Annotated in this window: 22 protein-coding genes; 11 read left to right on the top strand and 11 right to left on the bottom strand. The window is 64.8% G+C overall.

The features are described from left to right. Window positions 1–14: 14 nt before the first annotated feature. From BMI87_RS01395 to BMI87_RS01415, 5 genes are all read right to left on the bottom strand, one after another. A complete protein-coding gene (locus BMI87_RS01395) occupies window positions 15–458 on the bottom strand; it encodes a MaoC family dehydratase (RefSeq protein ID WP_075774735.1) in 444 nt (147 codons plus the stop codon). Between the two features lie 141 nt (window positions 459–599). Next, complete coding sequence (locus tag BMI87_RS01400) at window positions 600–1,478, bottom strand: TIGR01459 family HAD-type hydrolase (protein WP_078519380.1); 879 nt, start codon at window positions 1,476–1,478, stop codon at window positions 600–602. A gap of 112 nt (window positions 1,479–1,590) precedes the next feature. Beyond that, window positions 1,591–2,442 carry a CpsD/CapB family tyrosine-protein kinase gene (locus tag BMI87_RS01405; protein WP_078519381.1) on the bottom strand — a complete coding sequence of 284 codons (852 nt, stop codon included), beginning with the start codon at window positions 2,440–2,442 and terminating at the stop codon, window positions 1,591–1,593. Between the two features lie 16 nt (window positions 2,443–2,458). Beyond that, entirely contained in the window at window positions 2,459–3,967 is a 1,509-nt protein-coding gene (locus BMI87_RS01410; RefSeq protein WP_078519382.1) for a hypothetical protein, read from the bottom strand. Next, entirely contained in the window at window positions 3,967–4,887 is a 921-nt protein-coding gene (locus tag BMI87_RS01415; protein ID WP_078519383.1) for an ExeA family protein, read from the bottom strand. Before BMI87_RS01415 ends, BMI87_RS01410 begins: the two co-directional genes overlap by 1 nt. A 249-nt stretch (window positions 4,888–5,136) precedes the next feature. Between BMI87_RS01415 and BMI87_RS01420 the strand changes: the two genes are divergently transcribed. Both BMI87_RS01420 and xrtD read left to right on the top strand, forming a co-directional pair. Further along, complete coding sequence (locus BMI87_RS01420) at window positions 5,137–7,653, top strand: tetratricopeptide repeat protein (protein ID WP_168175136.1); 2,517 nt, start codon at window positions 5,137–5,139, stop codon at window positions 7,651–7,653. Window positions 7,654–7,733: 80 nt separating this feature from the next. Continuing rightward, window positions 7,734–9,314, top strand: a complete 1,581-nt coding sequence (gene xrtD / locus BMI87_RS01425; RefSeq protein ID WP_078519385.1) for a VPLPA-CTERM-specific exosortase XrtD — start codon at window positions 7,734–7,736, stop codon at window positions 9,312–9,314. 6 nt (window positions 9,315–9,320) lie between these two features. Here xrtD and BMI87_RS01430 read toward each other — a convergent pair whose 3' ends face one another. Together BMI87_RS01430 and BMI87_RS01435 are read right to left on the bottom strand one after the other, a co-directional pair. Then, on the bottom strand, window positions 9,321–9,590 hold the full coding sequence (locus BMI87_RS01430) for a hypothetical protein (protein WP_078519386.1): 270 nt from the start codon (window positions 9,588–9,590) through the stop codon (window positions 9,321–9,323). Window positions 9,591–9,773: 183 nt separating this feature from the next. After that, window positions 9,774–10,970, bottom strand: coding sequence for a glycosyltransferase family 4 protein (locus BMI87_RS01435; RefSeq protein WP_078519387.1), 1,197 nt, complete (start codon window positions 10,968–10,970; stop codon window positions 9,774–9,776). 223 nt (window positions 10,971–11,193) lie between these two features. On the opposite strand from BMI87_RS01435, the gene BMI87_RS01440 reads away from it, so the two are divergent. Continuing rightward, on the top strand, window positions 11,194–11,883 hold the full coding sequence (locus BMI87_RS01440) for a metallophosphoesterase (RefSeq protein ID WP_246832626.1): 690 nt from the start codon (window positions 11,194–11,196) through the stop codon (window positions 11,881–11,883). Window positions 11,884–11,960: 77 nt separating this feature from the next. Here the strand turns inward: BMI87_RS01440 and BMI87_RS01445 are convergent, their stop codons facing one another. After that, window positions 11,961–12,644, bottom strand: a complete 684-nt coding sequence (locus BMI87_RS01445; protein ID WP_078519389.1) for a sugar transferase — start codon at window positions 12,642–12,644, stop codon at window positions 11,961–11,963. A gap of 399 nt (window positions 12,645–13,043) precedes the next feature. On the opposite strand from BMI87_RS01445, the gene BMI87_RS01450 reads away from it, so the two are divergent. After that, window positions 13,044–13,358 (top strand): TM2 domain-containing protein, encoded by a 315-nt coding sequence (locus BMI87_RS01450; RefSeq protein ID WP_075774515.1) that lies wholly within the window; start codon window positions 13,044–13,046, stop codon window positions 13,356–13,358. Here the strand turns inward: BMI87_RS01450 and BMI87_RS01455 are convergent. Both BMI87_RS01455 and BMI87_RS01460 read right to left on the bottom strand, forming a co-directional pair. Then, a complete protein-coding gene (locus BMI87_RS01455; protein WP_078520004.1) occupies window positions 13,355–14,170 on the bottom strand; it encodes a DUF3445 domain-containing protein in 816 nt (271 codons plus the stop codon). The genes BMI87_RS01450 and BMI87_RS01455 overlap by 4 nt on opposite strands. A gap of 46 nt (window positions 14,171–14,216) precedes the next feature. Continuing rightward, window positions 14,217–14,633: a DUF6314 family protein gene (locus BMI87_RS01460; RefSeq protein WP_078519390.1), complete on the bottom strand. Its 417-nt coding sequence runs from the start codon at window positions 14,631–14,633 to the stop codon at window positions 14,217–14,219. 71 nt (window positions 14,634–14,704) lie between these two features. Here BMI87_RS01460 and purB point away from each other — a divergent pair, with 71 nt between their 5' ends. From purB to BMI87_RS01485, 7 genes are all read left to right on the top strand, one after another. Then, the gene (gene purB, locus BMI87_RS01465) at window positions 14,705–16,009 is read left to right on the top strand and encodes an adenylosuccinate lyase (protein ID WP_078519391.1); all 1,305 of its coding nucleotides are present in this window, start codon (window positions 14,705–14,707) and stop codon (window positions 16,007–16,009) included. Window positions 16,010–16,109: 100 nt separating this feature from the next. After that, entirely contained in the window at window positions 16,110–16,262 is a 153-nt protein-coding gene (locus BMI87_RS21935; RefSeq protein ID WP_098410593.1) for a chitin-binding domain-containing protein, read from the top strand. Between the two features lie 135 nt (window positions 16,263–16,397). Then, window positions 16,398–17,435, top strand: coding sequence for a flagellar motor switch protein FliG (locus BMI87_RS01470; RefSeq protein ID WP_078520005.1), 1,038 nt, complete (start codon window positions 16,398–16,400; stop codon window positions 17,433–17,435). 178 nt (window positions 17,436–17,613) lie between these two features. Then, window positions 17,614–18,615, top strand: coding sequence for a type I glyceraldehyde-3-phosphate dehydrogenase (gene gap, locus BMI87_RS01475; RefSeq protein ID WP_078519392.1), 1,002 nt, complete (start codon window positions 17,614–17,616; stop codon window positions 18,613–18,615). 31 nt (window positions 18,616–18,646) lie between these two features. Next, complete coding sequence (locus tag BMI87_RS22440; protein WP_168175137.1) at window positions 18,647–18,790, top strand: hypothetical protein; 144 nt, start codon at window positions 18,647–18,649, stop codon at window positions 18,788–18,790. A gap of 107 nt (window positions 18,791–18,897) precedes the next feature. Then, complete coding sequence (gene gap / locus BMI87_RS01480; protein ID WP_078519393.1) at window positions 18,898–19,899, top strand: type I glyceraldehyde-3-phosphate dehydrogenase; 1,002 nt, start codon at window positions 18,898–18,900, stop codon at window positions 19,897–19,899. 243 nt (window positions 19,900–20,142) lie between these two features. Continuing rightward, window positions 20,143–20,943: a YfdX family protein gene (locus BMI87_RS01485; RefSeq protein ID WP_078519394.1), complete on the top strand. Its 801-nt coding sequence runs from the start codon at window positions 20,143–20,145 to the stop codon at window positions 20,941–20,943. On the opposite strand, the gene coaD is transcribed toward BMI87_RS01485, so the two are convergent. Next, complete coding sequence (coaD, locus tag BMI87_RS01490) at window positions 20,944–21,441, bottom strand: pantetheine-phosphate adenylyltransferase (RefSeq protein ID WP_078519395.1); 498 nt, start codon at window positions 21,439–21,441, stop codon at window positions 20,944–20,946. Between the last annotated feature and the right edge of the window lie 8 nt (window positions 21,442–21,449).

The raw sequence follows: 21,449 nt of genomic DNA on the forward strand, positions 1-21,449 counted from the left end.
GCGAGGTCGCCGGGTCAGTCGAACTTGCGCGAGGGCGCCAGAACCAGCGCCTCGCCTTTCACGACCACCGTATCGCCCACCGCGCAGTGGGTTTCAAGCGTGACACGGCGACGCGAATGATCGATCGCCGTCACCTTCACCTCGGCATAGACCACATCGCCGGGGCGCACGGGGGCCATGAATTTCAGCGACTGGCCCAGATAGACCGTGCCATGACCGGGAAGCTGCTCGCCGATCACCGCCGAGATCAGGCCGGCAGTCAGCATGCCATGCGCGATTCGACCCTCGAAAATGGTGTCTTGCGCATAGGCATCGTCCAGATGGACCGGGTTATGGTCGGTGGAGACCTCCGCGAACATCTCGATGTCGCGGTCGGTGACCTCCTTGCGGAGGTAGCGCACCATGCCGATTTCCAGATCTTCGATGCAGATCGTGCCACGGGGCAGGTTGTCGAGCATATCCATAGGTCCCAGCCGGAAGTTCATGTTGCACTGCGGCATAGCACATGCGGCAGAGCACAGGCAAGACGCCCGCGCAACTTTTTTACCCTACCGCGACAAAAGGCGCAACAAAGTTACCGCCTGAATTTTGCGCTTCGCTCAGGTCAGATGACCCATCGTGTAGAGCGGGTCGCGCTGACGCGCCTCCAGCCAGGTGCGCAGTAATTCGGGATCGGGGTTCTGCGGATCGGCCCCGAACTGATCATGCGCCAGACCACTGGAGATGAAGAGGCAATCGATCCCCTCCCCCGCAGCGCCGGCCACATCGGTATTGATCCCGTCACCGATAGCGAGGATGCGCGCATCCTCCGCGCCGCCCAGACGGCTCAGCTTGCGCCGCGCGAGATCGTAGATCGGCGGATGGGGCTTGCCGAAATACATCGCCTCACCGCCCATTTCCTCATAAAGCGCGGCCAGCGCGCCGGCGCAGTAGATGCGCTTGTCGCCCAGATCGACGACAATATCGGGGTTTGCACAAAGCATCGGCAGCTCGCGCATCTTCGCGAGCAGGAACTTCGGGCGGTAATCCTCAGGGACTTCGTTCACCTCGTCGAAGGGGCCGGTGCAGACGATGCCCTCGGCCTCGTCGAAATCGACACGGGTGATCTCGGCCTGCCCCTGCCATTCTTCCGGCACTTCGGTGAAGAACCCGTCATCCTTGGACGGGCCCAGATGCCAGACCTTCTTGCCCACGGCGCCCGCGAACATCGCATCCTGCGCGGCATCGCCGGAGGATACGACGAGGTCATAGGCGTCGCGCGGGCAACCCAGCCGATCCAGCGACTCCATCACGAATTTCGCGGGCCGCGGGGCGTTGGTCAGAAGCACGACCTTGCCGCCTTTTGCACGAAACGCCTGCAGCGCCTCGACCGCCGCGGGAAACGCCTTAACCCCGTTATGCAGGCACCCCCAGAGGTCGCAAAACAGCGCGTCATACGGGGCGGAAATCTCGGACAGCGAAGAGATGATGCGGGTCATGGCGGCCTTTCGTCAGCAGGGTTTGGCGCGGTCAGAGCCCCCGCAGGCGGGGGCCGCGCGTTTACCGAAGCTATATGGCACGGGCGTGACCGAAGGCAAAGCGGCTGGCCGCTCAGTCCTCCTCCATCGCGGCCCCGTAGCCGTAGCCATAGGCATAGCCATATTCGGGGGCGGCGAAGCGGAATTTGTTGACCACGACGCCCATCACATTGGTGCGTTCGGCCAGCTCGCGCTCGCAGATGTCGATTTCCTGAATCGTGGTCTCTTCGGTCGCGGCGATGATCAGCACGCAATCGACATGGGCGGCGAGCGAGAGCGTATCGTCGCTGACCAGCACCGGCGCGGTGTCGAAGATCATCAGGTCGGGGGCGTAGATCGTCTCGATCCGTTCCAGCGCCTCGGCAGCGCGGCGCGACTGGATCAACTCGGCCGGGGTCTCCACCGGCTTGCTATTCGCCCCAATCGCGAGGTTGCCGCCCAGCCGCAAGGCGTGATCGGCAAACTCGGCCGTGCCTGCGAGCACTTCGGAGATCTGCGGCCCGCGAGGCGCGTCGAGCAGCTTCAACAGCGAGGGTTTGCGGAAATCGGCCTCTATCAGCAGCGTGTGACGCTCTTGCTGTCGCGCAAGGCTCAGCGCGAGATTGAGCGCGACGGTCGATTTCCCGCAGCCCGCGGAGGGCGAGGTGATCGCCAGCCGCCGCCAGCCATTGGCGCGCATCTGCTGCACGATCTTGGTGCGCATGAGGTCGATCGGGGCGCTCTCGGCGCTGCTATCGGGGCTGACGATGCGCTTGCCGCGCAGCCGCCCTAAATTCGGGGCGATCGGCGTCAGAGCCTGCCACGCGCCCGCCGTGATACCGTCGCTGCCGGGGGCGACCTGCGCCCGGACCGAAGGCTCGGAGGTCGCACGGCCCGTGCGGGCAGCGCGGGCCTTGGCAATCGCGTCTCGCAATCTCTCCGCCATCTCTCGCCTCCTTGCCTCAGAACAGCCGGTCGAGCGGCATGTAGAACGCGCCGAACAGCACCACGACCGCAACGAAAGCCGCGCCGACCATCGAGCCGGAGACCAGCACCTTGCGACGACGTCGGCGCGCGTCTTCGGGCGTGCTCAGATAGGGCAGCGTCGCGAAAGCCGAGATCCCCAGATGGCGCTGCAGGTCTTCGGGGCGGCGGATGCCGGTGCTGAGCAATTCGCGCAGCGCAATCGCCACGAGACCAAACAAAAGCCCCACCCCGACGCCTGCCAGCGCGAGCGTCTTGCGATTGGGCTTCACCGGCTCTCCCGGCGCGACCGCCTGATCGATCACGGTCAACTTCTCGCCCTTGGCCAGCGACTCGATCGTATCGCCCGTCTCGGCCACGGCGCGCGCTTTCACGGCGCTGTCGTATTGATCGGCGAGATTGTCGTGATCGCGGCGCAGCGCCTCGAGCGCCGATGCGTTGGCGGGCACTTTCGCAATCGCCTCGCGGAGTTGCGCGATTTTCAGATCGGCGGCATCCCCGGCGGCCTGCGCAACGAAGAGCGTATCGGTCAATTCGCGCAGACGGCTCTCGAAGGCGGAGTTGGCTTTCGGCAGCGGCAGCGCCACCTGCTGCGACAATTCCTGAATCTGCGCGCCCAGCGCCGCGAGGCGTGCGTCATCGGCGGGCAGCAGCGGTTTGAGCGCGTCTCGCTGCGCCTCGAGCCGGGACAGTTCGCGCGCGGCGGGCGGGTAGATTGCGTCGCGGTCGACCACACGCCCCGCGGCTTCGCGCAGCCGCACCAGCCGGTCGATCTCGGTCTCGGTCTCGTTCACATGCGCGAGCCGGGTCTCCGCGCCCGCCTGAACGGCAGCGAGACGGTCGCGCAGCAGCGGCAATTCCTCGGGCAGAGCGTCGCCGTTCTCCTGCTTGAACTGCAACATCGCGCTGGAGGATTTCGCCAGTTCGCCTTCCAGCCGATCCACCTCGCGCGAGAAGAAATCAAGCGTATCGCGGGCGGCCTTGGTGCGGATATCGCTGTCTTCCTTGAGGATGCGCGTCACCAGTTCGTTTGCGACCCGCGCGGCGCGGGCCGGAGCGCCTGCGCGGAAGGACACCGTCATGAAGGTCGCGTCTTTCGGGGCGGAGCGCGACTTGCTCTGCTCGGAGATCTCGATCTCGACCGAGTTCTGCAGCGCCTCGAAAACCGCATCGGCATTGCGCGCGCCGGACTCGGTGCGCAGGTCAGGAAACAGCGCCATCCGCCGCGCCATGTCGAGCAGGCTTTCGCGCGAGAGCACCCGCTTGCGGATCACCTGCAGCTTGGCATTGGTGTCGGTGCGCACGGTCGAGGCCGCCAGACCGTCGGGGATGCGGTCCCCTTCGACCACAAGAAGCGCCTTGGCCTCGTAGATCGGCGTGATCATCCGCCCCGCCGCCAGACCGACAAGCGCGCCCAGCAACACCGCCAGCAAGAGCCAGTGGATCCGCCGGGCAAACAGGGCTGCGTAGAAGCGGAGCTCCCGCATCAGCGCCCTCCCCTGTGGCGAAAGGCAGGCGCGGCCTCAGCGGCTGCTGCGGAGGTTGGCGTGGGCGCGATCACGCGCGGCTTGGCGCGCTGGGTCTCGACCGGCAGATAGAAGACGTTGTCCTCGATCACCCTGTCGATGATCTCGCCGGTTACCGTATGGGAGCGCGCCGAATAGGCATAGACCATGCCCAGATCGGCCAGCTGGTTCATCAGCCGCGGAAGGCCGCCGCAATGGGCGTGCAGTTTCTGCGCAGCTTCGGGGGTGAAGATCTCGCGCGTCGCGCCTGCGACCTGCAGGCGATGGGCGATATAGGGCTGCGCGCAATCGGCGGGCATCGGCCCGAGATGGAAGCCGGAAGACACACGCTGCGCAAACTGGCGCAGCTCGGGCCGTGCGATCAGGTCGCGCAGTTCCGGCTGCCCCATCAGGATCAGCTGCACCAGCTCGTCCTTGTCGGCGTTTATATTGGTGATCATGCGCAGCTCTTCGAGCACGCCCGCATCGAGGTTCTGCGCCTCGTCGATCACCACCACCACGCGCCGCCCGGCGGCATATTCCTGGATCAGAAGCTGCTGGAACCGGTCGTAGATCAGGACGTAATCCTCGCCCGCCTCCACCCGCTGGCCGAGCGAGAGCATGATCCAGCGGATCACGTCGTCGCGCGAGCCGCGCGCGTTCGACACGAGCGCGATCGTCACATCCTCGGAGATCGTCGCCATCAGGTGACGCAGCAGCGTCGTCTTGCCCGCCCCGACCTCGCCAGTGATCAGCGTGATCGGTGCGCGCGAGAACAGCCCGTATTCGAGCATCGTCGCCGCGTGCTTGTGCTCTGGAGACCAGAACAGGAAATCGGGATCGGGCAGCAACGAAAAAGGACGCTCTGCCAACCCGAAGAATTCGGTGTAGATTTCGTTCATGCCTGTACCGGGCCTTTGGCCTCTGGGATTTGTTTGCGCCAGTAAGCTGCATCTCCCCGCCTTACGCAAGAATTCGTGAGCAATTCGCGAGTGGCTGAGGCGAAACTGTCGCAAAAACGCGTCTATTCCTAGGAAAACTGGCTATTTAGACAGGGGGGCGCTGTTCAAATCTCTTTATAGATGACGTCGGAGCAGCTAGCCTTTCTGCCAAGCGCCAGTCAGAGCGCAGTAGCAGAGCAGGCAAGACAGATGCCCCGATACCAGTATGCGCGCGCGAGCTTTTTCGCGCTTTGCGCGGCACTCGCATTGAGCGGCTGCAAGAGTGACGCAGACAAGGCCGAAGCCCATTACCAATCGGCCCAGACCCTTCTGGCCGAGGGCGATCCCGTCCGCGCGATGGTCGAGCTGCGCAACGTCTTCGAATATGACGGCACCCATAAGGCCGCGCGGCGCGCCTATGCCGATCTGCTGCTGGCGCAGGGACGCCTGCAGGAGGCCTTCAGCCAATATCTGCGTCTGCTCGAACAGTATCCTGAGACGGTCGAGGTGCATCGCATCCTTGCGGAGCTGTCGCTGCGCACGGGCAACCTGCCGCGCGCTCAAAAGCAGGTCGACGCGGTACAGGAGCTCGCCCCGGACGATCCCGGCGCGCAGGCGGTGCAGCTCGCGCTCGACCTGCGAGAGGCCAGCCTGTCGCGCGACACGGGCCGCCAGTCCGAAATCGCGGCGCAGGCCAAGGCTCTGACCGTGGCGCATCCCGAGGTCCTGACCGGCTGGCATGTGCTGATCGACGCGCGCAATGCACAGGGCGACGACGCCGCGACGCTGGCCGCGCTCGATGCGGCGCTGGCCCGCGATCCTGCGCAATACCGGCTGCAGGTTCTCAAGCTGGAACTGATCTCGAAGCGCGGCGCGAACGCGGAGATCGGCGCGCAGCTCGAAGTGATGCAGGGGCTATTCCCGGAAGACCCGAAAACCCGCACGGCCCTCATCGCATGGTATGTGCTGCGCGATGATCCGGCGGGGGCGGCGCGTTTCCTGCGCAAGCTCGCGACAGATCGAGACCAGCAGACGGGCGGCTATCTGGAACTCGTGCGTTTTCTGGCCCGCGCGAAAGGTGCCGAGGCCGCGCGGGCGGAACTCGACTCGCTCATCGCGCAGTCGAAGGGCCAGTCGAATGAGGCGATCTTCACCGCGATGCGGGCCGATCTGGATTTTCAGGCCGGGGACCGGGCGGCGGCTTTAACGCGGATGCAGGCGCTGATCGAAAGCCATCCCGACAGCGAGGAGATGCGCCAGCTGCGCTCTGCTTACGCCCGGATGCTCGACCATGACGGGCAGCGCGATAAGGCGAAAGCCGAGATCGCGGCCATCCTGAAGACCGATGCGACCAACGTCCCTGCCCTGCAGCAGCGCGCGGCGTGGCGGATCGAGGAGGATCGCCTCGATCTGGCGATCACCGATCTGCGCAGCGCGCTGCAGCAGGCCCCCGACAACCCGCAGACCCTGACCCTGCTGGGCGAGGCCGACCTGCGAGAAGGCGCGCCCGACCTGGCGATGGGCCGCTTCAGCCAAGCCTATGATGCGGCGGGGCGCGCTGCGCCCGAGGCGATCCGCTATGTCGATTTCCTCTTCGCGCATGACCGCGCCAGCGCCGCGCGGACGGTTCTGGCCGAGGCCGTGGCGGTAACCCCCAACAGCCCCGGACTGCTCAAGCGGCAGGCCGATCTGGCGCTTGCCGATCGCGACTGGATGCTTGCCCATCGCATCGCGGACCGCCTTGCCGCATCGTCGGCCCCGGGCACGGAGGCGCTGGCGCAGTCGATCCGCGCCGCGATCCTGATGGGGCGCGGCCGCAGCGAGAGCGCGATCGAGACGCTGAAAACCCTGGTGCAGATGCCCCCGACCGGCGAAGACGGCGTCACCACGGCCCCTGCGGTCTCGGCGGCGGCGGTCTCGGCCGTGGTGCAGGCGCAACTGGCCTCCGGGCGGGGCGGCGAGGCGCGCGCCTATCTCGAGGCGCAACTGGACGAGCAACCCGGCAATCGCGGCTTGCGGCTGCTGGAGGCCAATCTCTGCGCGATTCAGGGCGACACCGACCGGGCCGAAACCGGGCTGCGCACGCTGATGTACGAAGACCCGGCCGATCCGCGCCCAGCCCGCCAGCTCTATCGCCTGCTCGCGGCCCAAGGGCGCGAAGGCGACGCGCTTGCGGTGATCCAGACCGCGCTGGAAAAGGCCCCGCAGGCCGATCCGCTGCTGCTGCTCTACCGGGCGCGCTCGGAGGAAAAATCGGGCCGGTTCGACGCGGCGATCGCGACCTATGACGATCTCTACACCCGCGACAGCGGCGATCTGATCGTAGCGAACAACCTCGCGAGCCTGCTGAGCACCCATCGCGACGACCGGCCCAGCCTCGAGCGTGCGGCGCAGATCGCGAAACGCTTCCGAGAGCGGCCCGAACCCGCCTTCAAGGACACCTATGGCTGGGCGGAATACCGGCTGGGCAATTACGGGGCCGCGCGCCCCCTCCTCGCCGCCGCCGCCGCCGGGCTGCCCGAGAACGCGCTCGCGCAATATCACTACGCCGCCGTGCTGATCGCACTTGAAGAGCCCGATCTGGCCGAAGCGGCCCTACGCGATGCGCTGCGTCTTGCCGGTGAGCCGCTCCCGCCCGCGATGCGGGGCGCGCAGGCGCAGCTTGCCGCCCTGACCGGAGAGGGCTCACCGGGCAACACCCCGCGCCCGGCCCCGGCCCAGCGCTGATTTTGTCTTTGGATCAAAGCTCTCGCGGGGTAAGCTCATGTTAAGCGCCGCGTCAGACGGCCTATGAGCGAGCAGTCGAGATGATCACCACGAGCCCCCCTCTGCGCGAGGTGCGTGCCCTGCCATGGGGCACGCTCGGCCTGCTGACGCTGGCCGTCCTCTCCTATCCGTTCTTCGCGTTGGGACTCGCGAGCCTCGGGGCGGCATGGTCCACGCCGGAATACAGCCACGGGCCGCTGATCCCGCTGATTTCGCTCTATCTTTTCGCGCGCGAATTGCATCACGCACCGCTTACGCTGGAGGCCCGCCCGCGGCGCTGGCAAGGCGTCGCGGTGATCGCACTCGCCCTCGCCCTCGCCGTCTTCGGCAGCCGCGCACAAATCGCCGATTTCGTGACCTATGCGCTGATTATCTGGATGATGGGCGCGGTGCTGCTGAGCATGGGCTGGCAGGCGGGCAAACGCCACTGGAAGCCGGTGTTGCATCTGATTTTCATGCTGCCGCTGCCGCAGATCCTCTACTGGAAGCTCACCATCGCCCTGCAGCTCGTCTCGTCGGAGTTGGGCGTGATGCTGGTGCGCGCCGCGGACATCCCGGTGCATCTGAGCGGCAATGTGATCGACCTCGGCGTCTACAAGCTGCAGGTGGCCGATGCCTGTTCGGGGCTGCGCTATCTCTTCCCGATCCTCAGCTTTTCCTACCTGTTCGGCATCCTCTATCGCGGCCCGTTCTGGCATAAGGCGGTGCTTTTCGTGATGGCCGCGCCTCTGACGGTGCTTCTGAATTCGCTGCGCATCGGCATGGTCGCGATACTTGTCGACGCCTACGGGATCGAACAGGCCGAGGGCTTCCTGCATGTCTTCGAGGGCTGGGTGATCTTCGGGGCGGCGATTGCGATCTTAAGCCTCACCGCAATCGGGCTGCAGCGGCTGGTGGCCGAGCCAAAACCGCTCTCGGAGGCGCTCGATCTGGACTATCGCCGCTTTGCGCCGGAAGCGCGCCGCTTGCGCAAGCTCGCACCGTCGCGCGATCTGGGGCTGGCGGTCATCCTGACCGGGGTCGCGCTGGCGCTCTGGTCGGGCCTGCCGCAGATGACGACGCTCCCGCCCGAGCGCGCGCCGCTGTCGTCCTTCCCGACGCAGATCGATGGCTGGGAAGGCACGCGCCGCCCGCTGGAGCCAGCCACGGAAACTGTGCTGGCGGCGAGCGATTATCTCAACGCGGTTTATACCGATCCCGCTCAGGACGCGCCGGTGAACCTGTTCGTCGCGTGGTATGCCGATCAGAGCCAAGGCGACGGCATCCATTCCCCCGAGGTGTGCCTGCCGGTCGGCGGCTGGGAGGTCAGTGCCTTCCGCCCGCATCGCATCGCCCTGCCCCACCGCGCCCCCTTCGAGGTCAACCGCGCGATCATCACCAAGGGGCTCAACCGACAACTGGTCTATTACTGGTTCGACGGGCGCGGCCGCGCGATGACGAGCGACTGGCGCGCGAAGCTGTCGGTGATCGTCGATGGCATCACGCGCGGACGGACCGATGGCGCGCTGGTGCGCTATGTCACGCCGATCCGCCGCGACGAGGATATCCGCGCAGCCGACCGCCGCCTGACGCGCTTCATCGGGCAATCCCTGCCCCGGCTGAGTGCCTCGATTCCGGATTGAGCGGGCTTACGAGCCCAGCGCGACGGTCCCGCCCCAGCAGCCCGGGATCGGGTTGCGCGTGTCGAACACAAGCGGGCAGGTTTCCACGGCTTTGATCGCACGATCCACGCGCGCATCGGCCATCGCCGGTGTCAGCCCGATCGCGAGCGCATGGGCCACCGGATCGTAGAGCGCACGGCCCGTCAGATCAGCGGTCGCGTGAGGCGTGGCTTCGCGCAGATCACCCGCGATGGCAGAGCTGGTCACACTGGTCACAACCAGTGCGGTAAACGCCACCGCCGATGTCCTCCAATGCGCCATACAAGTTCCAAGCTGAATGCTTAACGATATAGGGCGAACCATCTCGCTGTCCGCCCCTTGAGTTTGTGGCGCAAATGGGGCGGCGCGCAACTGGAATCTTGGCGAAACTTGAGCAAAAAGAATGATTTATAAGAAACAATTCCGCTCGATCTGCAGGTTTTATTTCCCCATCTTGGAGAATATCCGATCATAGGCCGCAAGGAGCTGTCGGGCCGAGAAATCCCAAGACAGCGCATCGAGCACCCGCGCCCGGCCCAGCCGCCCCATCGAACGCGCGCGTTCGGGCGCCTCGATCAGGGCCGCGATCCGGGCGGCGAAGTCCTTCGGATCATTGGCGCGGGCATAGAGCGCGGCCTCCCCCGCAGAGGCCCGCCCTTCGGTCAGTTCGAACTGCACCAAGGGCTTCTCGAGCGTCATGTATTCCATGACCTTGTTCATCGTGGAGATGTCGTTCATCGCGTTTTTCGGATCGGGTGCCACGCCGATATCGATCGCATTCATCGCCGCCAGCATATCCTCGCCGTAGAGCGGGCCGGTGAAGGTGAAGTAGTCACTCAGGCCGCGCGCCGCGACGTCGGCCTCCACGGTAGGCAGTTCGGGGCCGAAGCCCACGATCACCACATGCAGATCGCTGTAGCCGAGCTTGCGCACCAGATGCTCGACCGCCTGAACCAGCAGGTCCATCCCCTCCTGCTGGCCGATCACGCCGATATAGCCGAGCACGGTCTTCGCGCCCTTGCGATAGGCGGGATCACCAGGCCCGGGCAGGAAGGTCTCGACGCGCGGGGCGGAGCGAACGACGAAGACGTCCTCGGGGGCCATGCCACCTCGCGAGATCGCGATCTTGCGGAAGCTCTCGTTCGTGGCCATCGACACCGAGGCGCTGGCGAAGGTGATCCGCTCCCAGATGCGCATCACGGCCCACAGGAGCCCCTTCTTGCCGAACTTGGCCTCGAACAGCTCCGGGCAGACGTCGTGATGGTCGAACATGTAGCGCACACCCGAGAGGCGATAGCGCCAGGCCAGAAGCCAGATCAGGTCGGGCGGGTTGCAGCCTTGGATCACGTCGAAGCCGCGCTCGCGTTTCACCTGTTTCGCCAGCCGGAACCACGCCTTGATCGCGTGCCAGTATTCGCGCGCATAGGCCACCGCGCCGGAATGGGCTTCTGGCGGTGCGGGGTGGCGGTAAATATGGATGCCCTCGATCTCATCATAAGCCGCGTCCCAGCCGCGCCCCATCGGACAGATCACCGAGACCTCGTAGCCCGAAGCGCGCAATGTCGTGGCCTCCAGCCAGACCCTGCGATCCAGCGGCACCGGCAGGTTCTCCACCACGATCAGAATGCGTCTCGCCATGCCCCTTACGACCCGCCCTTGCCACGGGGGCGGTTTGCCGCCCATTTTTATGTGAGCCCCTTTCGCTCACGTCTTACGACGGTTATGTCCCAGCCACGCGTTGGTTTCCACCCCGCATAACTCCGGATTTCCCCATATGTTGCGCTCTCTACTCTCCCGTCTCAAACCAGAGACCGCTCCCTCGGCACCCAATGGGCTGCCCCGTCCGGAGGCGCCGATCTGCGTGATCGGGGACCTTCATGGCCGCGCCGATCTCTTGGGCAAGATGTTCGAGCGGATCGGGCAGGAACCGCGAGGCGCAAAGGCCCGGATCATTACGTTGGGCGACATGATCGACCGCGGACCGAATTCGGCGCGGGTGCTGGCGACGCTCCATGCCGCGCAGCTTGCCAACCCCTCACGGATGATCTGCCTGATGGGCAATCACGAGCGGATGATGCTCGACTTCCTTTTGTCCCCCGATGCGCGCACCGCCGGCTGGCTGCGCGTGGGCGGATTGCAGACGCTGCAGAGCTACGGCATCGCACCGCCCGATCCGCGCGAGACGGATCCGGAGGTGCTGGACGCGCTGCGCATGGACCTCGCCCGCGCGCTGGGGCCGGACCTGCTGGCATGGCTCGATGCGCGCCCCGCGATGTGGCGCGAGGGTCGCTTCGCCGCGACCCATGCGGGGGCCGACCCCTATCACCCGATGGAACGCCAAAGCCGCGACGCGCTGCTCTGGGGCCATCCCCGGTTCGGGCAGATGACGCGGCGCGACGGGGTCTGGATCGCCTTCGGCCATTGGGTCGTGGAACAGCCGGTCGCCGATCAGGGCCGCATCGCGGTCGATACCGGCGCCTATGAGACCGGACTCCTAAGCGCGGCTTGGCTCGACAAGGGCGGGCTGCGCTTCCTTCAAGTCGAAGGCTGAAAAACGATGGGCGCCCCCCGAGGGGAGCGCCCGTTGGCAGGTTACAAGCCGTCTCTCTCTCGCAACCGGTGTTGGAATTACTTGCCCGTCTGGCGCAGCACCACGGCGACGGTCATCACGCAGAGCCACAGATCGTTCAGCAGCGACAGCCGCGCATAATAGCGTTCGTCGAAGCGCACGCGATCCACGAAGGCGGTGGTCGAACGCCCGGCGACCTGCCACAGCCCGGTGATGCCGGGGCGCATCTTGTAATAAGCCAGGCCCATCGCGCCTTTGTAGCTGGCCTCCTGGTCGAGCATGAAGGGGCGCGGCCCCACGAGGCTCATCGTCCCGAACAGCACGTTGAAGAACTGCGGCAGCTCGTCGAGGCTGGTGCGTCGCAGGAAGCGGCCGATGCGGGTGATGCGCGGATCGTCGTCGAGCTTCTGGTTCACCGACCATTCCAGCGCGAGCGCGGGGTTCTCGTTGCACATACGCACGAGCTGCGCCTCGGCATCGACATGGATGGTGCGCAGCTTGTAGCAGCGGAAGCGCTTGCCGCCCTGTCCGACGCGGATCTGCGAATAGAAGGCAGGACCACCATCGGCGCGCACCGCGAGCGCGAGCACCGCGATCAGCGGCAGCAGAACCGGAAGGATCGCGATCACGGCGAGAATGTCGAACAGACGCTTGCCCACGCCCTCGTAGCGCAGAATGCGCGACCGTTCCTGGGTGGCACCCGTTACACTTGCAAGCTCGAAATTGGTCGAGAGATCCGACATTTTCGCCCCTATTACCCTACCTCAGAGTGCGAACCTTCAAGCCCGCTTTTCTTTAACCCGGTTTTCATCTTTGATTCGTCCATAATTGTGACGAAAGCCGACAATTGTTGCGGCTCGGGGCTACAAAGAGATCACGGCCAAAAATCACAAGTCGTTGATCACTGTTATTTATCTTGTTGTTTTATATGTCAAATTTTTTCCGAACTGCGGAAATCCGCAGCGTCGCGGCACTCGCGCATAAGGCGATTAGCGCCAAAACTTCCCTAAGGTCACTTTTGGTTAAAAGGTTATGAAACCGGACGCCCGCGCAGACCCGCCGAGACGGCGGATTGTCCGCGACCCTCTTGATCGCGCGGCGCAACTGCCCATATCGACCGGGAAGATGTTATGGAGATTAACATGACCCGAGACGATGCCCGCGCCCTCTATATCGAGCAGCGCGTCGCGAATGAGAAGAAGTCCGCCCTTCTGGGCTATGTGCTGTGGTTCATGCTGCCGATGCTTGGCGTGCACCGGATGTATATGGGGCGCGTCTTCTCCGGCGTGGTGATGCTGGCGCTGACCGGGATCGGCACGCTTCTGTCGCCCATCCTGATCGGCTTCATCCCGCTTGGCCTTGCAGGCCTGTGGTGGCTGATCGACGCGCTTCTGATCCCTGGCATGGTCTCGCAGGATATGGCCGAGACGCGCTGGCGCCTGATGCAGGAAGCTTAATCCGCCTGCCGGATCGGGTGCTCGGCCAAGGACTGCGCCTGATCCGGGCTCAGGCTTTCGGGCCGCACCACCTGCGTGTGAATCGAGAACACCACGGCGTTCGTGCGCGGCAGCCGGAACAGGCATTGCCGCTCCACCCGTATATAAGGGGCGTCGGCGGGCGCGTGGGCGAATTCGTATTCCGAGCGCGGATCGTGCAGATGCGCGGCAGAGCGCGAAGCAGTCCCGCGCATCAGCCCCCTGCCCTCACGTACGCCATCGAGCAAGCGCTGAACCCTTTTGCCGAGATCGTCGGTGTAGATCTCGATCGGTTCGTGAATGCGCATCATCGGACGCATGAATTTCTCGCGTAGCGTCCAGCCCGAAGGGAAACACAGCACGCCACCGGTCAGCACATGCTCGGCATGGCCGAAGGCGGCCTCATCGGCTTCCATCAGGCACAGATCGCATTGCAAGAGCCGCCCGAGCGTGGCCAGCGGGTCCGCGCGATCCAGCGCAACCACCGCCCCATCGGGCCGCGTGACCGTCTCCGCACTGCAGGCAAACCCCAGCGCCGGAAGCATCGGCAGCACCAGATCGTAGAGCTCTTCCGCCGCAGGTCGTCCGTGATCCGACAGGCCCAGCACCAGATCGCACGCCTCCCCTATCAGCCGGTCGCGCAAACCCATCTGCGCGGCATAGGCGTCGTCGACCTCGAGCCAATCCTCATATGGCACCGGGATCACCCCCGGCAGCCGCCGCGTGCGCGGGTCGGCCCAGGGCGCGAAGCTCAGGCGGTTTTGCAGGATCGGTGTGGCGACAAGGTCTTTCATCCCCGCAGATTGCCGCGCGTCCCCGCCCGCGGCAAGAGCGCCCGCGTCAGGGCTGCCCCGCGCTGCGCACATAGTCCGAGATCATCTCGTAATCCTTGCGCGGTCCCTGCACCCGCCAGATCGCCCGCCACTTCGGCCACGCGTCGAAGTCATAGCTCACCCGGTAATCGTCGGGATCGCACCAATGGCTCGCGGCCGGGCTCAGCGGATCGAAACTGTGAAATGGACGACCGTCCTCGAAGGCCACGGCGATCTGCCCGCCCTCGGCCCGCCAGAAATAGCTGCGCTCGGCGTGAAAGCTCTGACCGCCCGGCATCACCAGCTCGCCGCTCTCGCGATAATGCAGCCCGACCCCTTCGGGTGCGAAGCAGGCATGACCGTCGAAACGGGCCTTATCGCCGTCGCTATGCAGGATTTGGCGCGTCAGCACCCAGTTCCCCTCGAAATCCGACAGCTGCGGCATTGGCTCTCCCTTGCCCCAAAGGCAGGTGCAGTCTAACAAGCGCGCAACCACACGCAATCAAGAGGCCGCCGATGATCCCGCGTTATGCCCGCAAAGAGATGGTCGACATCTGGGAACCCGCCACCAAGTTCAAAATCTGGTACGAGATCGAGGCGCATGCCTGCGACGCTCAGGCCGAGCTGGGCGTGATCCCGAAAGAGAATGCCGAGGCCGTCTGGAAGGCCAAGGATGTCGAGTTCGACGTCGACCGCATCGACGAGATCGAGGCCGTCACCAAGCATGACGTGATCGCCTTCCTGACCCATCTGGCCGAGCATGTTGGCTCGGAAGAGGCCCGCTTCGTCCATCAGGGCATGACCTCGTCGGACGTGCTCGACACCTGCCTCAACGTGCAGCTGGTGCGCGCCGCCGATATTCTGCTGGCCGATCTCGACAAGGTTCTGGCGGCGCTGAAGAAGCGCGCCTACGAGCACAAGGACACGGTTCGCGTGGGCCGCTCGCACGGCATCCATGCCGAGCCCACGACGATGGGCCTGACCTTCGCGCGCTTCTACGCCGAGATGGACCGCAACAAAGCCCGCCTGCAAGCCGCCAAGGAAGAAGTCGCGACCGGCGCGATCTCGGGCGCTGTCGGCACCTTCGCCAATATCGACCCGCGCGTCGAAGAGCATGTCTGCAAGATGCTCGGCCTCAAGCCGGAGCCGATCTCGACGCAGGTCATTCCGCGCGACCGCCATGCGATGTTCTTCGCCACCCTCGGCGTCATCGCGTCGTCGATCGAAAACGTCGCGATCGAGATCCGCCACATGCAGCGCACCGAAGTGCTCGAAGGCGCCGAATTCTTCTCGATGGGCCAGAAAGGCTCGTCGGCGATGCCGCACAAGAAGAACCCGGTCCTGACCGAGAACCTCACCGGCCTTGCCCGCCTAGTGCGGATGACCGTGATCCCGGCGATGGAGAACGTGGCGCTCTGGCACGAGCGTGACATCTCGCACAGCTCGGTCGAGCGTGGCATCGGCCCCGACGCGACCGTGACGCTGGACTTTGCGCTGAACCGTCTGGCAGGCGTCGTCGACAAGATGATCATCTACCCCGAGAACATGCTCGCGAATATGAACAAGTTCCCCGGTCTGGTGATGAGCCAGCGCGTTCTGCTGGCGCTGACGCAAGCCGGCGTGTCGCGCGAAGACGCCTATGCGATGGTGCAGCGCAACGCGCTCAAGGTCTGGGAAGACCGCGTCGATTTCCGCGAACAGCTGCTCGCCGACAAGGATGTCGTGGCCGCTCTCGGCGTCGACGGCATCAACGAGAAGTTCGACATGGGCTACCATACCAAGCATGTCGACACGATTTTCGCCCGCGTTTTCGGCGAATAATCGAGAAACAAGCCCGTTCCGCGCCGCCTATGTCAGCCGACTATAGGCGGCGCGTGCGATTCGGGCTTACGCTGGGGCATCTAGCAAAGGGAGATTGCAGATGACCCGAACCATCCTTGCAGCCGCCGTGCTGATCCTCGCTCCTCTGGCCGCGTCGGCCGAGTGCTTTAGCGGCCATCAGGCTTCCATGTCCTGCCCGCAGGGCCAGGTCTGGGACAAGGACGCGAGTGCCTGCGTCCTGCAGTCCAGCTGACCGCTGAGACGGTAATCCCGTCTTAACGGCCTCCGTGCAAAGCTGACCGCGAAACCGCATTGGCCGCCCGCGCGGCCGATGCCCAGCACGGAGGTTCTCGCGGTGAATGCGATCGCGCCCATGGCGCTCGGTCATATGGCCGGGTCCGACTCGGCTGGCGACAAATCCGCCCGGCCGGGACCGCTTACGCGGCGCCAGAAAGCTGCGATCATCGTGCGGCTGCTCGCCTCCGAAGGGCTGAAACTGCCGCTGACGGAGCTGAGCGACGATCACCAGACCGAACTGACCGAGGCTGTGGCACAGCTGCGTCTGGTCGACCGCGCTACCATCGCGAGCGTGGTGGAAGAGTTCTGCGAAGAATTGGAAGCTGTCGGCATCGCTTTCCCTGGCGGGCTGGAAGGCGCGCTGTCACTGCTAGACGGACAGCTCTCGCCCTCGGCTTCGAACCGGTTGCGCAGGCTGGCCTCCGGCTCCTCGCGCGCCGACCCGTGGCAGCGGATCGCGGGCCTCACCGCAGAGGTGCTTCTGCCCGTGCTGGAAGGCGAAAGCGTCGAAGTGGGCGCGGTGATGCTGTCGAAGCTGTCGGTCGCGAAATCTGCCGAACTGCTCGGGCTGCTGCCCGGAGAGAAAGCGCGGCGGATTGCCTATGCGGTCTCGCTGACCGGCAATGTCGCGCCCGAAACCGTGCTGCGGATCGGGCAGGCGCTTGCGGCGCAGCTCGATGCCGCCCCGCCCAAGACCTTCGATTCCGGGCCGGTGGAACGGGTGGGCGCGATCCTGAACTACTCGGCTTCGGCCACCCGCGACGCGGTGCTCAAGGGGTTGGAGGAAGAGGACAAGACTTTCGCCGACGAGGTGAAGAAGGCGATCTTCACCTTCGCCAATATCCCCGCCCGCATCGACACCCGCGACATTCCGAAAGTGCTGCGCGTGGTCGATCAAGCGCAGTTGACCGTCGCGCTTGCCGGGGCGACCGGCCCGTGGCAGCCCGCGGCGGAGTTCATTCTTGCCAACATGTCCCAGCGCATGGCGCAAAGCTTGCGCGACGAGATGGCGAATCTGGGCAAGGTGAAGGAGAAAGACGCCGAAGAGGCGATGAGCGCGGTCGTCGCCGCGATCCGGGAGATGGAAGCCGCGGGAGAGATCTTCCTCGTCGCGGAGGACGAAGATTGAGCGAAAGATTCTGTCGCCGCGCCCCGTTTGGCGCCACTCTTCGCGCCAAAGCCGCACCCTGCCCCGCAATGTTATCGCAAACACCGCGTGTTTACGCTAACATACTGTTTCAAAACCTTTTCCCGAATTGCATGCAATGGTATCCAGCGCCGAAATTACGCGCTTCGGAGAGATCATCATGACCGTCACCATCGGGATCAACGGCTTCGGCCGCATCGGGCGCTGCACGCTCGCGCATATCGCGGAAGCCGCGCGCAATGACGTGCAGGTCGTCAAGATCAACGCCACCGGCCCGATCGAGACCAATGCGCATCTCCTGAAATACGACTCCGTCCACGGCCGGTTCGGCGGGCAGGTGAAGGTCGCGGGCAACACGCTCGACCTCGGGCGCGGCCCGATCGACGTGATGTCGACCTACGACCCGGAAGAACTCGACTGGGACGGCGTCGATGTCGTTCTCGAATGCACCGGCAAGTTCAACGCCCGCGACAAGGCCGCCGTCCACCTGGGCCGCGGCGCGAAGCGGGTTCTGGTTTCCGCGCCTGCGACCGATGCCGACAAGACCGTGGTCTACGGCGTGAACCATCGCGAGCTGACGCCCGCGCATCACGTCGTCTCGAACGGGTCGTGCACGACGAACTGCCTCGCGCCGCTCGCCAAGGTGCTCAATGACACGATCGGCATCGAATCGGGCGTGATGACGACGATCCATTCCTATACCGGCGATCAGCCCACGCTCGACCGCCGCCACAAGGATCTCTACCGCGCCCGCGCCGCCGCGATGGCGATGATCCCGACCTCCACCGGCGCCGCGAAAGCCCTGGGCGAGGTGCTGCCCGAACTGCAAGGCCGCCTCGACGGCACCGCGCTGCGCGTCCCGACCCCCAATGTTTCCGCGGTCGATCTGACCTTCGAGGCGCGCAAGACCGTCACCCGCGACGAGGTGAACGAGATCGTCCGCGAGGCCGCTGCCGGCTACATGGGCATGGTGCTGGGCTACGACCCCGAACCTAAGGTCTCGATCGACTTCAACCACACGCAGCAATCCTCTATCTTCGCGCCGGACCAGACCAAGGTCGTGGGCAAGCTTGTCCGCGTTCTGGCCTGGTACGACAACGAATGGGGGTTCTCCTGCCGCATGGCCGATGTGGCCGGGGCGATGGGGCGACTCGTGCACTGACGCGCCAAGCAAGGGCGCGCGAAGGGGATAGATGACCAATCGGATCGCGCTCTGGCTTGGGGCCCTCCTCATTTTGCTCATTTTGGCGGATGTGTTTGCCGATGACGGCAGCATCCTGCTGTTTCTGGCGAAAAAAACTGCCGATCTCGTTCAATATGTCGCTTTCTGGCGCTAGCATCGGGCTGCACCCCGTTGACCTTTGGCGCTGAACGCGCTTGTTAGCGTTAACGGAAGACCTGCCCGTGCAACTCCCTGCCGGGCAGCCAGCCAGAGGAGACGGATATGACGGTTAAAGTTGCCATCAACGGGTTCGGTCGCATCGGCCGCAACGTGCTGCGCGGGATCATCGAGTCGGGGCGCACCGACATCGAAGTGATCGCGATCAACGATCTCGGCCCGGTCGAGACGAACGCGCATCTGCTGCAATTCGACTCCGTGCACGGCAAATTCCCCCATGAGGTCACGACCGGCGAAGACTGGATCGATGCCGGCCGCGGCAAGATCAAGGTCACCGCGATCCGTGACCCGAAAGAGCTGCCCTGGGGCGATGTCGATGTCGCGCTGGAATGCACCGGCATCTTCACCGCGCGCGACAAGGCGGCCTTCCACCTCGAGAACGGCTCGAAGCGCGTTCTGGTCTCGGCCCCTGCCAGCGGCGCCGACAAGACCATCGTCTTCGGTGTGAACGACGGTGCGCTGACCGCGGATGACCTCGTCGTCTCGAACGCGTCCTGCACCACGAACTGCCTCTCGCCCGTCGCCAAGGCGCTGAACGACGCGATCGGGATCGAGAAGGGCTTCATGACCACGATCCACAGCTATACCGGCGACCAGCCGACGCTGGACACGATGCATAAGGATCTCTACCGCGCCCGTGCGGCCGCGCTGTCGATGATCCCGACCTCGACCGGCGCTGCGAAAGCCGTGGGTCTGGTGCTGCCGGAACTCAACGGCAAGCTCGACGGCGTCGCGATCCGCGTGCCGACGCCGAACGTCTCGGTCGTCGATCTGGTCTTCGAGGCCGGCAAGGACACCAGCGTCGAAGAGATCAATGCCGCGATCAAGGCAGCCGCTGACGGCCCGATGAAAGGCATCCTCGGCTATACCGACAAGCCCAACGTCTCGAGCGACTTCAACCACGACCCGCATTCGTCGATCTTCCACATGGACCAGACCAAGGTCATGGAAGGCCGCATGGTCCGTATCCTGAGCTGGTACGACAACGAATGGGGCTTCTCGAACCGCATGGCGGACACCGCCGTCGCGATGGGCAAGCTGATCTGAGCGTGAACGGGGCGCAGCCCCACAGATTGCGAAAATGACGAAGGGGCGGTCCATCTTGGGCCGCCCTTTTTCGTTCACCTCTCACACACGGCTCGCAGAGCATGCACGCGCCCTCTCTCCCGCGCCGGGAGCCTTGATGCATGGTGATAGAACCCTTTGAAATCCGAGACGTTTTGGGGCCATGGAGCGCGCCACCTCGGCGCCTCCGCCTTAGCTGAACCCCATCACGAAAGGGAATATCCCATGGAACGCAGCAAGAAATTCCTCGCCCTCGCCCTCTCCTCCGCGCTGATCGCGGGCCCCGCGAGCTTTGAGATGGCCAATGCCGCCACCACCAACGCCAACAGCAATTCAAGCGGCACCGCGATGCAGAGCGCCCAGAACCAAGGCAATGACGCCGTCTCGCAGACCACGGCAAGCTCGACCGACAAGGACTTGCTGACCACGGTCAATGACGCCTACACGGCGATGCGCGAAGTGCGCGCGGCGCGTCTGGCGATCTTCGACGGCAATACCGACATGGCGACCAAGATGACCAAGGACGCCACTGCGAAAATGCAGTCCGCCGAGAAGGCCGAGAGCAAATGGGGCGTACCCTCGAAAGCGGGCAAGAAAGGCGTGACCTACCTGCCCTTCGACAGCTCCATCGCGCTTGGCGAAAGCTTCACGGTCACGCCGGATAACCAGAAAGCGGTCGGCAAGGCCAATCAGCAGATGGCACAGGGGAACGCGAAAGCCGCCGCCAAGACGCTGAAGGACAACGATATCGACGTGTCCATCTCGGCGGCGATGGTGCCCGCGAAAGCGTCGCTCGCCCATCTGCAGGACGCGTCCAAGCTCATCAAATCGGGCAATTACTACGAGGCGAACCTTGCGCTGAAAGGCGTCGAGGATTCCGTCGTGATCGACCAATGGGGTCTCGATAACCTGCCGCAGCAGGCGGGCAACGCCACGAAATCCTCGGCAAATGCGAGCGGCAGCACTCAGATGCAGCAGAAATCGCAGCAAAGCGGCACGTCGGGCAACGCCGCCTCGAACGGCTGATCAGCGGTTGGCGTAAGCCTTGACCAAGGCATCGCGCACGGCGGGGGTGACGAATTTCGAGACATCCCCGTCGAGCCGCGCGATTTCCTTCACCAGCTTCGAGGCGATCGCCTGACGCCGTGCATCGGCCATCAGGAACACCGTCTCGACCGAGGCGTCGAGCGCGCGGTTCATCCCGACCATCTGGAATTCATATTCGAAATCGGCCACCGCGCGCAGGCCGCGCACGATCACGCTGGCGCCGACATCCTTGGCGCAGTCGATCAGCAGGTTTTCGAAGGGATGGACGACGATCTCTCCGCCGCGGCGGTCGGTGATCTTCGCGCATTCGTCCTGAAGCATGGCGACGCGTTCCTCGAGCGAGAAAAGCGGCCCCTTGTCCCGGTTGATCGCGACCCCGATCACGAGCCGATCCACCAGAGCCATCGCGCGCTCGATAATATCGAGGTGGCCCAGCGTGACCGGATCGAAAGTTCCGGGGTAAAGACCGATCCGCATGGCATCCT

Source organism: Thioclava sp. F28-4 (assembly GCF_002020045.1).
Classification (GTDB): Bacteria; Pseudomonadota; Alphaproteobacteria; order Rhodobacterales; family Rhodobacteraceae; genus Thioclava; species Thioclava sediminum.

Coding starts and splice junctions, on each gene's coding strand:
- BMI87_RS01395 (WP_075774735.1), bottom strand. CDS start 458: ATGCTCGACAACCTGCCCCGTGGCACGATCTGCATCGAAGATCTGGAA.
- BMI87_RS01400 (WP_078519380.1), bottom strand. CDS start 1,478: ATGACCCGCATCATCTCTTCGCTGTCCGAGATTTCCGCCCCGTATGAC.
- BMI87_RS01405 (WP_078519381.1), bottom strand. CDS start 2,442: ATGGCGGAGAGATTGCGAGACGCGATTGCCAAGGCCCGCGCTGCCCGC.
- BMI87_RS01410 (WP_078519382.1), bottom strand. CDS start 3,967: ATGCGGGAGCTCCGCTTCTACGCAGCCCTGTTTGCCCGGCGGATCCAC.
- BMI87_RS01415 (WP_078519383.1), bottom strand. CDS start 4,887: ATGAACGAAATCTACACCGAATTCTTCGGGTTGGCAGAGCGTCCTTTT.
- BMI87_RS01420 (WP_168175136.1), top strand. CDS start 5,137: ATGCCCCGATACCAGTATGCGCGCGCGAGCTTTTTCGCGCTTTGCGCG.
- xrtD (WP_078519385.1), top strand. CDS start 7,734: ATGATCACCACGAGCCCCCCTCTGCGCGAGGTGCGTGCCCTGCCATGG.
- BMI87_RS01435 (WP_078519387.1), bottom strand. CDS start 10,970: ATGGCGAGACGCATTCTGATCGTGGTGGAGAACCTGCCGGTGCCGCTG.
- BMI87_RS01445 (WP_078519389.1), bottom strand. CDS start 12,644: ATGTCGGATCTCTCGACCAATTTCGAGCTTGCAAGTGTAACGGGTGCC.
- BMI87_RS01450 (WP_075774515.1), top strand. CDS start 13,044: ATGACCCGAGACGATGCCCGCGCCCTCTATATCGAGCAGCGCGTCGCG.
- BMI87_RS01455 (WP_078520004.1), bottom strand. CDS start 14,170: ATGAAAGACCTTGTCGCCACACCGATCCTGCAAAACCGCCTGAGCTTC.
- BMI87_RS01460 (WP_078519390.1), bottom strand. CDS start 14,633: ATGCCGCAGCTGTCGGATTTCGAGGGGAACTGGGTGCTGACGCGCCAA.
- purB (WP_078519391.1), top strand. CDS start 14,705: ATGATCCCGCGTTATGCCCGCAAAGAGATGGTCGACATCTGGGAACCC.
- BMI87_RS21935 (WP_098410593.1), top strand. CDS start 16,110: ATGACCCGAACCATCCTTGCAGCCGCCGTGCTGATCCTCGCTCCTCTG.
- BMI87_RS01470 (WP_078520005.1), top strand. CDS start 16,398: ATGGCCGGGTCCGACTCGGCTGGCGACAAATCCGCCCGGCCGGGACCG.
- gap (WP_078519392.1), top strand. CDS start 17,614: ATGACCGTCACCATCGGGATCAACGGCTTCGGCCGCATCGGGCGCTGC.
- BMI87_RS22440 (WP_168175137.1), top strand. CDS start 18,647: ATGACCAATCGGATCGCGCTCTGGCTTGGGGCCCTCCTCATTTTGCTC.
- gap (WP_078519393.1), top strand. CDS start 18,898: ATGACGGTTAAAGTTGCCATCAACGGGTTCGGTCGCATCGGCCGCAAC.
- BMI87_RS01485 (WP_078519394.1), top strand. CDS start 20,143: ATGGAACGCAGCAAGAAATTCCTCGCCCTCGCCCTCTCCTCCGCGCTG.
- coaD (WP_078519395.1), bottom strand. CDS start 21,441: ATGCGGATCGGTCTTTACCCCGGAACTTTCGATCCGGTCACGCTGGGC.